8 protein-coding genes and 1 tRNA gene are annotated in these 11269 nt (G+C 69.0%); 2 read left to right on the top strand and 7 right to left on the bottom strand.

Translation table 11 applies throughout. The features are described 5' to 3' along the window. Nucleotides 1-23 precede the first annotated feature (23 nt). The 4 genes from AC5Y36_RS23735 to AC5Y36_RS23750 all read right to left on the bottom strand — a co-directional run bounded on the left by AC5Y36_RS23735 (nt 24) and on the right by AC5Y36_RS23750 (nt 6764). A complete protein-coding gene (locus AC5Y36_RS23735) occupies nt 24-2348 on the bottom strand; it encodes a glycerol-3-phosphate 1-O-acyltransferase (RefSeq protein WP_500043419.1) in 2325 nt (774 codons plus the stop codon). After that, nucleotides 2345-3958 carry an HAD-IB family hydrolase gene (locus AC5Y36_RS23740; RefSeq protein WP_500043420.1) on the bottom strand — a complete coding sequence of 538 codons (1614 nt, stop codon included), beginning with the start codon at nt 3956-3958 and terminating at the stop codon, nt 2345-2347. The genes AC5Y36_RS23735 and AC5Y36_RS23740 overlap by 4 nt, the downstream gene beginning before the upstream one ends. Next, nucleotides 3955-5373 carry a WS/DGAT/MGAT family O-acyltransferase gene (locus AC5Y36_RS23745; protein ID WP_500043429.1) on the bottom strand — a complete coding sequence of 473 codons (1419 nt, stop codon included), beginning with the start codon at nt 5371-5373 and terminating at the stop codon, nt 3955-3957. The genes AC5Y36_RS23740 and AC5Y36_RS23745 overlap by 4 nt, the downstream gene beginning before the upstream one ends. A 188-nt stretch (nt 5374-5561) precedes the next feature. Continuing rightward, nucleotides 5562-6764, bottom strand: a complete 1203-nt coding sequence (locus AC5Y36_RS23750; RefSeq protein ID WP_500043421.1) for an alpha/beta hydrolase fold domain-containing protein — start codon at nt 6762-6764, stop codon at nt 5562-5564. A 128-nt stretch (nt 6765-6892) separates the two neighbouring features. Here AC5Y36_RS23750 and AC5Y36_RS23755 point away from each other — a divergent pair. Both AC5Y36_RS23755 and AC5Y36_RS23760 read left to right on the top strand, forming a co-directional pair. Further along, a tRNA-Arg gene (locus tag AC5Y36_RS23755) sits at nt 6893-6966 on the top strand. Between the two features lie 186 nt (nt 6967-7152). Further along, complete coding sequence (locus AC5Y36_RS23760) at nt 7153-7911, top strand: enoyl-CoA hydratase (protein WP_500043422.1); 759 nt, start codon at nt 7153-7155, stop codon at nt 7909-7911. On the opposite strand, the gene AC5Y36_RS23765 is transcribed toward AC5Y36_RS23760, so the two are convergent. Genes AC5Y36_RS23765 through pdhA form a run of 3 tightly spaced genes read right to left on the bottom strand, consistent with a single transcriptional unit; the run spans nt 7912 to nt 11169 of the window. Continuing rightward, entirely contained in the window at nt 7912-9045 is a 1134-nt protein-coding gene (locus AC5Y36_RS23765) for a dihydrolipoamide acetyltransferase family protein (protein WP_500043423.1), read from the bottom strand. It lies immediately after the preceding gene. Then, nucleotides 9042-10067 (bottom strand): alpha-ketoacid dehydrogenase subunit beta, encoded by a 1026-nt coding sequence (locus tag AC5Y36_RS23770; protein WP_500043424.1) that lies wholly within the window; start codon nt 10065-10067, stop codon nt 9042-9044. The genes AC5Y36_RS23765 and AC5Y36_RS23770 overlap by 4 nt, the downstream gene beginning before the upstream one ends. 10 nt (nt 10068-10077) lie before the next feature. Beyond that, nucleotides 10078-11169, bottom strand: a complete 1092-nt coding sequence (pdhA, locus tag AC5Y36_RS23775; protein ID WP_500043425.1) for a pyruvate dehydrogenase (acetyl-transferring) E1 component subunit alpha — start codon at nt 11167-11169, stop codon at nt 10078-10080. Nucleotides 11170-11269 lie beyond the last annotated feature (100 nt).

Consider the following 11269-nt stretch of genomic DNA (forward strand, 5'->3'; position numbering starts at 1 on the left):
TGGTTCAGTGATGCGGCGGCCGGTCAATCGGTGATGCTGCGCTGGGCTTCGCGGGCGACGAACTGCCGACGCGCCACCCGTTCGATGTGGTCGATATCCCCCAGGATGGCGCGCAGCTCCTGGTGAAACGCCGTCCGTCGCTCGGCGAGGCCGGGCGCGGCCGCCAGCAGGTTCTGGTCGGCGACGACCTGGCGGGCGGTGGCGAACAGCAGCGCCGAGACCGGCTCACTGCTGCGCACCCGGCCCTGGGCGATGTACTGGCCGCCCACCCCGAGCGCGAGCTGGGTCAGCTCCTTCTCCCCGACGTCGGCCGGCGCATCCCGCAACACGTCCGCAACCACCTCGTAGGCCTCGAAGAACACCCGCAGCATCGCGTTGACCATCAGCGGACGCTTGGCGTAGAGCAGGGCGTCGATGGCGTCACCGCCGGCCCGCACGTGGGTCTCCCAGCCGTCCTGCCAGGCCATCTCCTCGGCGATGTTGTGCCGGAAAGCCGCCGAGTCGGCGAAGTAGAACTCGAACTTCAGCAGGTCGCGCACCCGCATCGCCTGCGACCAGAACGCCTCCAGCCGGTCCCCTTCGGCGCTGCGCGCATGCGCGAGGGCCAGTTCGACGATCGAGGTCTCCAGGAACGCGTGGATCATCGAGTTCCGGTAGAACGCGGCGGCGTGCTCGTCCTCCGGGGCGATCCGCCACACCGGCTCGCGGCCGCCGTCGACTCGGGTGATCGGGTGTCCGTTGGACATGGCGTCGACCGCGGCACGCACCCCGTCCGGCGTGCGCAGCCGCAGCGCGCTGGTGCTCATCGGGGACTGCTTGCGCTCCAAGTAGTCCAGCGAGTCCTGCAGCGTGTGGTGCAGCTGCCCCAGGGTCAGTGCCCGCCCGCGAATCGCCAACAGCAGCCCCGACACCAGCGCGGTCGCGTTGATCGGGGTGACCCGCTGGATCCGCCAGGCCACCTCGAACGCCATCTTCTGCATGGCCAGTCGCTTGCCGTCCCGGTCGGTGGCCATGTCACCGCCCGGCGGGCCGAGGTACTGCCGCATGGAGACGGCTTCGGGGAAGCGGACGTAGATCTTGCCGTAGTTGCGCTCGCCCTGCGCCTTGATGAAGTTGTACAGCCAGCTCAGGCCCTCGGGGGTCTTCTCGCCGCCGCGGGCGTAGGCGGCGTACTCGGCGGTCTCGTGCAGTTGATCGAAACTGATCGACACCCCCTGCAACAGGATGTCGTCGCTGCGGCCGTCGAGGTAGGCGTCGGCGACATAACTCATCAGCCCGAGCTTGGGCGGCAGCATCTTGCCGGTACGCGACCGGGTGCCCTCGATGGACCAGCTCAGGTTGAACCGCTTCTCGACGACGTAGCCGACGTACTCGCGCAGCACATAGCGGTACAGCGGGTTGTCGATGCTGCGGCGGATGAAGATCACCCCGGAGCGCCGCATCAACGGCCCCATCACCCCGAAGGACAGGTTGATGCCGGCGAAGACGTGCACCGGCGGCAACCGGTTCTCCTGCATCGCGACCGGCACGACGGCGCCGTCGATGTAGGACCGGTGGCTGAACAGCAGCACCGCGGGATGGGCTTCCAGCCCGGTGCGCATCGCCGCGACCTGATACTCGTCGTAGTCGATGTCGGGATCGAACCCGCGGCTGAACATCTTCCCGAGCACGCCGACCAGGTCCACCGACACCCGACTCCACCCGGTGGACAGTTCGTCGAGCATCTTGCCGGCTTCTTCCACGGTGGCACCGGAGATCTTCTCCAGGCCGGCACGAAATCGTGCCGACGCCAGGATCTCCGGCTTGACCAGCCGCGGCGACTTGTACTGCGGTCCCAGGATCTGGTACTCGGCGCGTTCCAGCGCCAGCAGTGCGCGGCGGGTGACGAAGTGCGCGAAGTCGCGGGCGCTGTCGCCCACCGTCAGGTCACGCCACTGCTGCCGCAACTCGGAGACCTTGGCGGATTCACCGGCGACCACCCGCGCGCGGGTCGGCTCGCTGCGCACGATGCGCCGCTGCTGGCGTTCGTTGGGATGGTAGGGGTCCTGGCCGGGCAGGATCGCCGCCACCCGCGACAGCGCCGAGGCGCCGGCCCGCGGCATCCAGAACACCCGCACCGGCACCACCGAGCGGTCGTCGTCGGCCTCGAGCTGTTCCACCAACTGAGCGATGGCCGCCGGCGCGGCGTCGCGTGGCGGCAACTCCACCACCTCGACTTTGGTCTGCGGATGCTCGGCACGCTGCCGCCGCAGCCAGTCTTTGACCAGGTCGGCCTCCACCGGCGAGTCGAACGACGCCAGCACCAAGGCGTCTTCGGTCGCGGTGAAGCTGGCCGGGCCGGCGCTCATGGCCGGCCCTTCGGTTGGGCTCGCGGGGCCGCTTTCTTGACGGCTTTGCGCGGCGCGGCTTTTCGGGCTGCGGCCTTCTTGACGGCCTTGGCGGCCTTTGCCGGTGCGGTCTTCTTGGCGGCGTAGAGCGCGGCGTCGGGCACCTCGTCGTCCGGCCAGTCCTCCAGGGTGTCCAGATACAGCTGGCGCACCTGCGCGATCCGCTCACCCAGGTTGTCCACCGTCCAGTCGTCGACCGGAATCGGCGGGAACACCACCACATCCACCGTGCCGGGGTTGATCGACACCGAGTCGCGGGCGGCGACGACCTCGGCGTTGCGGATGACGATCGGCACGATCGGGATTCGTGCGGCCATCGCGATCCGGAACGGCCCCTTCTTGAACGGTCCGACCTCGGTGGTGTCGATCCGGGTGCCCTCCGGGGAGATCAGGACCGACAGCCCCTTCTTGGCGCGCTCTTCGACCTGATGCAGCGTCTCCACGGCGGCCGCCGGGTCGTCGCGGTCGATGAACGCGGCGTCGGTCAGTCTGCCGATGGTGCCGGCGATCGGGTCGCGCTCGAGTTCCTTTTTGCCGACGCTGATCCAGTTGTCGCGCACCAGCGACGCGGCGATGACCGGATCCACCTGGTTGCGGTGGTTGAAGATAAACACCGCCGGGCGCTGAGCGGTCAGGTTCTTTTTGCCGATCAGGTTCAGCCGCACCCCGTTGATCCCCAGCAGCAGTTGCGGGAAGTTCGCGGTGAAGAAGTTGACCCCGCGGCGACGGTCCCCGGTCAACAGCCCCCAGCCCACGGCGCCGGCCCCGACCGGCACGATCGACCCCAGACCGGCCACCGTCCGCAACTGCCCCAGCAGGCCGCCGCTGCCGCGGGAGGAGAATTTCAGGATCGGCCAGCCACGGCGACGGGCGACGGCGGCCATCTTGCCTTCGGGGTTGGTCGGGCGCGGATTGCCGACCAGGTACATCAGCGCGACGTCCTCGTCGCCGTCGGCGTAGAAGTAGCTATCCTGCAGATCGATATCGTGTTCGGCGGCGAACCGCTGCACCGCGCTGGCCTTGCCCGGCCCCCACAGGATCGGGTCCACAATGCCACCGGTGAGCACCCCGTCGGCGTTGGTCTCGAATCGGTTGGTCAGCGTGTTGGTGATGCCGAGGTAGCGGGCGACCGGCTCGACCTGGATGGTCAGTGCCGACGAACTCAGCACGACGGTATGGCCGCGCGCCTGGTGCGCGCGCACCAGCGCCCGCATCTCGGGATAGATGCGGGACGCGATCTTCTGGACGAACAACCGCTCACCGATCTCGTCGAGGTCGGACAGCGGGCGACCCCGCAGCGCCGCGGACGCCGTGGTGATCAGTTCCTCGAACTCGATGCGGCCGAGCTGATGGTTGAGCCCGGCTTGCACCATGCTGATCAGCTCACCGACACCCATGTCGCGGCGGCGGAAGCGTTCCTGGGTCAAGATGACCGCGGTGAAGCCGGCGACCAGGGTTCCGTCCAGGTCGAAGAACGCCCCGATGTGGGGGCCGGGCGGACTGGCGGCGATCTCGGCCACCGACCCGGGCAGGCGCAGGTTGCGCGGTGCGGTTCCCTTGGCCGTCGTCATGCGTTCACCGGCGTCCACGACGTCGGCGTGCAGTGCGGGGCAGGGTCTCCGGCCAATGCCAGGATCTCGTCGAATCCCTCCGCCAAGCAGCGCACGAACAACTCCTCGTCTCGAACGGCGGCCCGGTCGTAGCGCACCGTGACCGTGCAGAACCCGCCCCGGGAGATCAACACGACCATCATCGCGACCCCGGGAAGCGGGCCAATCCCATAGTGTCGCAACACTTTCGCTCCGGCGATGTAGGTGTCACCGGGATAGAAAGGCACGTTGCTGGCCTGGACGTCTGAGCCGACGACCGAGCTGGTCACCATCTCCAGCAGTGGGTCGGGCAGCAGGTTCAGCACCGGCGCCACCGAACCGACCATGTCCATGGCCGGTTCCTCGCGGCGTTGGGTCATCTGCGCGCGGATCCGCTTCATCCGTTCCACCGGATCGGCCACCCCGACCGGCGCGGCGAGGTTGACCCCGGTGAACCGGTTGCCGCCGGCCGGGTCGGCCTCGGCGCGCAGATTCACCGGCACCGCCATCGGCAGCGTCGCGATCGGAACGCCGAGTTCTTCGTGGTAGCGGCCCAACGCCCCGGACAACGCGGCCAGGTACGCGTCGTTGATCGACCCGCCACCGGCCTTGGCGGCGCGGTGCAGGTCATAGAGGCGGATCTCCAGCCCCTGGGTGCGGGTGGACAAACTGCGGCGGCGCAGCAGCGGAGAGGGTTCGGCGGCCTGGCCGATCACCCGCGCGCCCGAGCGCGCATAGCCCACCGCGCCGGCCACCGCCGAGCCCGGGTCGCGGAGCACCCGCCCGACCACCGAGAGGGCGCCGGTCAGCACGTCGCGCGCGCCCCCGACCAGGGCGCTGGGCAGGTGGTTAACCCCTTCCCGCATCAGGTCGTTCGGCGACAAGTCCTGTGGCACCGGCTGCGGCGGCACCGGCCGATCCGGCGGGTCGCGTTCGAGGTCGTAGATCTGACCGAACATCTCCGCGCCCCCGACGCCGTCGGTGACGGCGTGGCTGATGTGCATCATGACCGCGGCCTTGCCGTCGGCGAGCCCTTCGACCAGCGTCGCTGTCCACAGCGGCCGGGAGATGTCCAGCGGCGACTGCAGCGCAACCTCGGCTAGATCGAGCACCTCGCGTAGCGTGCCGGGCTCTGGAACCCGCATCCGGCGCACATGAAAGTCCAGGTTGAAGTCCGGATCCACCACCCAGCGCGGCGCGGCGGTCGGCAACGTGGGAACGACGACCTTCTGCCGCAGCCGCAGCACCCGCCGGGAGACGTTCTCCAGACGCGTCCGAAATCGGTCCCAGTCGGGCGTGGTGTCGAGCAGCTCCACCCCCATGATCCCCGAGCGTGTCCGCGGGTTGGCTTCACCGCGATGCAGCAGATAGTCGACCGCCCCCAACTCGACGGGCATCCCAGCCGCATCGACGAGCTCACCCACAGTCGCCTCCCAACCCGCGGTCTCCCATGTCGACCCAACGCTAGCCCGGTAGCTGCCTGAGCGCGAGACAAATGCCCCGATTCACCCGATACGTCAGATGCGTCTAACGAATTAATATGGTAGTCGGCAGAATTGGACCACCGGCAGGCGCCTGGCGGTATTCAGCCGGCCGGCGTGACCGCTAGCGGCCACGAATCGGTGTTTGCCCGAAGATACCGCCCGTAAACGACACCGAGAAAGTCCGCGACGGCCGCGGCGGCCAGCTGGGAACGCGTGGTGGACACGGTGTCGAAAGCGTGGTGAGCGTTGGGCAACTCGGCGTAGGCCACGGTGTCAGCACCCGCCTGCCGCAGTGCGGCGCAAAAGGTTCGGGCCTGGACGCTGGGGACCACCGCGTCGTTTTCGCCGTGCAGTAAGAAGAACGGCGGAGCGTCACGGTGTACGTGCGATATCGGCGACGCCGATTCGAATGCGGCGCGATCATCGGCGTACCGCGTACGCATCACAAAATTCTCCAGGAAAGGCAGCATCAGTTCGTGCATTTTCGCGGTGTCGGTGAAGTCGTAGACACCGTAATAGGGAACGGCCGCCTGTACGCCGGTGTCGGCATCCTCGAACCCGGGTTGCAGGCCGGCATCGCCGGCGGTCAGCGCGGCCAGCGACGCCAGGTGCGCACCGGCAGAACCGCCGGTAATCGCAATGAACTCCGGGTCCCCGCCGTAGTCGGCGATGTTGTCGCGGACCCAGGCGATCGCCCGCTTGACGTCGACGATGTGCGTCGGCCACGCGTTTCGCGGACTGCGGCTGTAGTTGATCGATACGCAGATCCACCCGAGGCCGGCCATCCGGCTCATCAGCGGGTACGCCTGGCCGCGCTTGTCGTTGATGGTCCAGCCGCCCCCGGGAACCTGCACCAGCACCGGGGCCCGCCGGCCGTCCGGCTGGTCCCGGGGCCGCCAGATGTCGAGCAGATGCTCGCGAGCCCCTGGCCCGTAGGAGATGTTGGAGGTCTGTCCCGCATAGCGGCGGCGGTGGCCCGCTGCCTGCAACAACCCGCCCACACAGCCCGGTGCCGCGTCCACCGGGTGGCACACCGCGTCGCGGTACCCGGCGCCGAGCGACGCGTCCAGGGCGTCAGACAACACCTGATCGGCACGCTGGGTCGCCCACCGTGATACCGCGCGGCTCACCGCGCAGCTGCTCGCCCGGGCCAGCGCATGGCCGGTCAGCGGCGGGAACTCCGCGGACAGCCAGCCCGCCATCCAGCCGGCCAGCACCGGCGACCCGCGCAGCAGCACCGCACCGGCACGGCAGGTACCCATCGGATCGGCAACCAGTCTGATTCCATCTCGCACCAGGTCCACGGTGATACTCCTCCCCAGTGGCGTGGACCACACGGTAGCCGATTCCCGGTGCCGCGGAGGGCATTTCGGTCGGCGTTGCGCGGCCCATCAGGCCGACAACGGCCGTTGGATAGACTGGCCACCGCGCTGCCCCCGTAGCTCAGCTGGATAGAGCACATGACTTCTAATCTTGTGGTCGCAGGTTCGAGTCCTGCCGGGGGCGCTTTTCCCAGGTCGGCGGGTTTGCTGATGCCCGGCACGGCGGGCCCGACTGAAATCGACGTCCAGATTCACCTACAGCCCCCAGAATCGGCGTTTTGCAGAATTTGGACGTCGATCTCAGTCAGCGCCGCGCCCAAACGCCCGGTTAGAGTCCTGCGTAGCTCGCCCGATCCCGCGGAGGTTTCCGATGGCCCAAGCAGAACTCGTCCTGTACCGCGTCGCCGATCGTGTCGCGGTCATCACCGTCAACGATCCCGACCGGCGCAACGCCGTGACCGCCGCGATGTCGGCGCAGCTGCGGGCCGCCGTGCAGCGGGCCGAGGAGGATCCCGGTGTGCACGCGGTGGTGGTCACCGGCGCCGGTAAAGCGTTTTGCGCGGGAGCGGATCTCAGCGCGCTGGGGGTCGCCGCCGAGGAGGGCCTGCTGGCGCTCTACGACGGGTTCATGGCGGTCGGCGGCTGCACCTTGCCGACCATTGCCGCGGTCAACGGCGCGGCCGTGGGTGCCGGGCTGAACCTCGCGTTGGCCGCCGACGTGCGGATAGCCGGCCCCGCCGCGGTGTTCGATGCCCGGTTCCAGAAGCTGGGTCTGCATCCGGGCGGCGGCGCCACCTGGATGCTGCAGCGGGCGGTCGGACCCCAGGTCGCACGCGCCGCGCTGCTGTTCGGGATGCGTTTCGACGCCGAGACCGCGGTGCAGCATCGGTTGGCGCTGCGCGTCGCCGAGGATCCGGTCGCCGCCGCGCTGGAGCTGGCTGCCGGCCCCGCGGCCGCTCCCCGTGAGGTGGTGGTGGCGACCAAGGCGTCCATGCGCGCCACCGCCAGCCCCGGATCGGTGGATACCGAGCATCACCAGCTGGCGATGCGCACCGAGCTGGGGCCGCAGGCGGTATCGGCGCGGTCCCCGGAGTTCGCCGCCCGGCTGGCGGCCGCGCAGCGCCGGTGACTACAGATCCAGCAGGGCCGTCTCGGGCGCCTCGATAAGCCGGCGCAACTCCCCCAGGAACCCGGCCACCTGTGCGCCGTCGATGATGCGGTGATCGAACGCGCAGGTCAGTGTCATCTGTGGCCGGACGACAACCGCATCGTCGAGTACCGCGGGCCGTGGCCGCAGCGATCCCACGCCGAGGATCGCGGCCTCCGGGTGGTTGATCACCGGCACCCCGTCGTCCAATCCCAGGGCACCGTAGTTGGACACGGTGAACGTCGAACCACGCAGGTCAGCGGGCGTGAGGCTGCCGGCATGGGCGTCTCGGATCAGCCGGGCCACGGTGTCGGCGAGGTCGCGGGTGGTCTTGGCCTGCGCGTCGCTGACCACCGGCACCAGCAGGCCGCGCGGAGCCGCCACCGCGATACCTAGATGCACCGCGTGGTGGCGGTGGATCTGTGGCCCGTCGGGGGCCTCCACCCAGGTGGAGTTGAGCATCAGGTGATGGCTCAGTGCGATGACCAGCAACCGCAGCGTGAGCACGAACGGCGTGACCGTGTCCTGGCCGAGCCGGTCCTGCAGCGCCAGCAGATTGGTGCCGTCAACCTGCACGCTGGCGTGGGCATCCGGGATTTGATTGCGCGACAGTGTCATCCGTTTGGCCATCGCGGCCTGAACCGCGGTGACCGGAATCACGTCGTCATCGGTCGAGTGCGCAGCGGCCACGACCGCATCCCGGGTGATCACACCGTCCGGCCCGGCCGGCAATCCGGCCAGGTCGACGCCGAGGTCGGCGGCCAGTTTGCGCACCGGCGGCTTGGCTTTCGGGCGTCGACTGCTGTCCAGCGCGTCATCTGCCCCATAACCGACCAGGACCGGCTTGCGGGTCGCGCCATTGGTCGCCGCGCCCGACCCGGTTTCGATGCGTGCCAGCGGCGCACCCACCGGCAGGACCGCGCCTTCCTCCCCGCCGAGTTCGACGATGCGGCCGGCGTAGGGGCTGGGGATCTCCACCGCGGCTTTGGCGGTCTCCACCGTGCACAACACCTGGTTGAGTTGCACCTCGTCGCCGACGGCGACGTTCCAGCACGACACCGTCACCTCATCGAGGCCCTCACCGAGGTCGGGCACCAGAAACGTCTCCGAGCTCACGGCATGTCCAGGGCGCGCTCGACGCAGTCCAACAACCGATCCGGGCCGGGCAGCCACAGCTTTTCCAGCCGTGCCGGTGGGTACGGCGTGTCAAACCCGCAGGCGCGCAGCACCGGCGCCTCCAGCTCGTAGAACAGTTCTTCGGAGATGCGGGCGGCCAACTCCGCGCCGTAGCCCAGGGTGCGCGGCCCTTCATGCAGCACCACGCACCGCCCGGTTCGCCGGATCGAGGCGGCGACGGTGTCGAAGTCCAACGGGCTCAACGACCTCAGGTCGACGACCTCCAGGCTCCAACCGCGCTGCCGATCAGCGATTTCCGCCGCGGACAGGGCGGTCTGCACCAGTGCGCCATACGTCAGCACGGTGACGTCGGTCCCGCGCCGCCGCACCACCGCCCGCCCGATCGGCGGTTCCGGCCGGGTGACGTCGACCAAACCGCGCACCCAGTAGCGTCGTTTCGGCTCCAGGAACATGACCGGGTCGGGGCAGGCGATGGCGTGCCGCAGCAACCAGTAGGCGTCAGCCGGTGTCGCCGGCACCACCACCTTGAGTCCGGCGGTGTGCGCCCAGTACGTCTCGGTGGATTCCGAATGGTGCTCGGCCGCACCGATTCCACCGAACGACGGCACCCGGACCGTGACCGGCATGTCGACGGCGCCGCGGGTGCGGGTCCGGTATTTGGCCAGGTGGCTGACCACCTGATCGAAGGCCGGGTAGGTGAACCCGTCGAACTGGATTTCCGGCACCGGAACCAATCCGCGCAACGCCAGCCCCACAGCGATCCCGATCAGCGCGGACTCCGCCAGTGGCGTGTCGAAACACCGGTCTGCACCGTATGTTTCGCTCAATCCGTCGGTCACCCGGAACACCCCGCCCTGGGCGGCGACGTCGGTGCCGAACACCAGCACCTTCTCGTCGCCGGCCATCGCGTCGTGCAGCGCGCGGTTCAGCGCCGCCACCATCGTGAGTTCGGTGGGTGTGTCACTCACCGACGTGATCGGGGGTTCGAGAATCTGCGTCATCTCAGCCTCCCTAGCCGTCCCGCGCCAGCTCCGCCCGCAGCTGGTGGCGCTGCGCTTCCAGTCCAGGCGTGATCTCGGCGTACACCGTGGTGAACAACTCGTCGGCGTCGGCGTCGGGGGCGCCGATCAGCGCGTCACGCAGTTCGGTCCGCAGCCGGACCGCGCGGGCGCCGATGCGTTCCTCCAGCCGCTGCGACCACAGGTCCTGGCCCTGTAAGTAGCTGCGGTAGCGCGGGATCGGGTCCAGCACCGCCCACTGGTCGACTTCGGCCTGGCTGCGGTAGCGGGTCGGGTCGTCGGAGGTGGTGTGCGGACCCAACCGGTAGGTGACCGCCTCGATCAGGGTCGGGCCGGCACCGGCGCGGGCCCGCTCGGCGGCTTCGGCCATCACCGCGTAACAGGCCAGCGGGTCGTTGCCGTCCACGCGGATACCGGGCATTCCGTATCCGATGGCCTTGTGCGCGATGGACGGTGCCGCTGTCTGGTGGGCGACCGGCACCGAGATCGCCCACTGGTTGTTCTGCACGTAGAACACGCACGGTGCACCGAACACCGCCGCGAAGTTCAGCGCCTCATGCGCGTCGCCCTCGCTGGTGGCGCCATCACCGAGGAAGGCCACCGTGATCGAGTCCTCGCCGAGCCGCTGCGCGGCCATCGCCGCACCCACCGCGTGCAAGGTCTGGGTGCCTACGGGAACCGAGATCGGCGCGCAGCACTTGTCGATGAATTCCAGGCCGCCGTTCCAGATTCCACGCCAGGCGGCGCCCACGTGGGCAGCGGGGATACCGCGCACCAGGAACGCGCCCAACTCACGGTACTGCGGAAACAACCAGTCGGACTTGCGTAGACAGGCGGTCGCGCCGACCTGGGCGGCTTCCTGGCCGTGGCAGGAGGCGAACAGCGCAAGCTCACCTTGTCGCTGCAGGTTGACCAGCTCGGTGTCCAGCTCGCGGGTGATGACCATCATCTCGTAGAGCCAGCACAGCGTCTCCGCGGGCAGATCGCGGCGGTAGCGGGTTTCCTCGGTGGGGGTGCCGTCGGCGCTGATCAGCGCCACCGGCTCCAGGTCGATGGCCATCGATGTCGGACGATTCTCGGCCATACCCGCCTCCTTGGGGCGCTTCCCCCAATTATGCCAGCGGAGAGGGGCAGAGGGTGCGCACCCGAAGCAGGGTTGTGGAGCGTGTCGCGGACTGGGCCGG

The organism is Mycobacterium sp. NGS50 (assembly GCF_059812545.1).

Bases quoted from the DNA above. Each gene is read 5' to 3' on its own strand.
- AC5Y36_RS23770 (WP_500043424.1), bottom strand. From the start codon at position 10,067: ATGACGCAGATTCTCGAACCCCCGATCACGTCGGTGAGTGACACACCC.
- AC5Y36_RS23740 (WP_500043420.1), bottom strand. From the start codon at position 3,958: ATGACGACGGCCAAGGGAACCGCACCGCGCAACCTGCGCCTGCCCGGG.
- AC5Y36_RS23735 (WP_500043419.1), bottom strand. From the start codon at position 2,348: ATGAGCGCCGGCCCGGCCAGCTTCACCGCGACCGAAGACGCCTTGGTG.
- pdhA (WP_500043425.1), bottom strand. From the start codon at position 11,169: ATGGCCGAGAATCGTCCGACATCGATGGCCATCGACCTGGAGCCGGTG.
- AC5Y36_RS23745 (WP_500043429.1), bottom strand. From the start codon at position 5,373: ATGCCCGTCGAGTTGGGGGCGGTCGACTATCTGCTGCATCGCGGTGAA.
- AC5Y36_RS23760 (WP_500043422.1), top strand. From the start codon at position 7,153: ATGGCCCAAGCAGAACTCGTCCTGTACCGCGTCGCCGATCGTGTCGCG.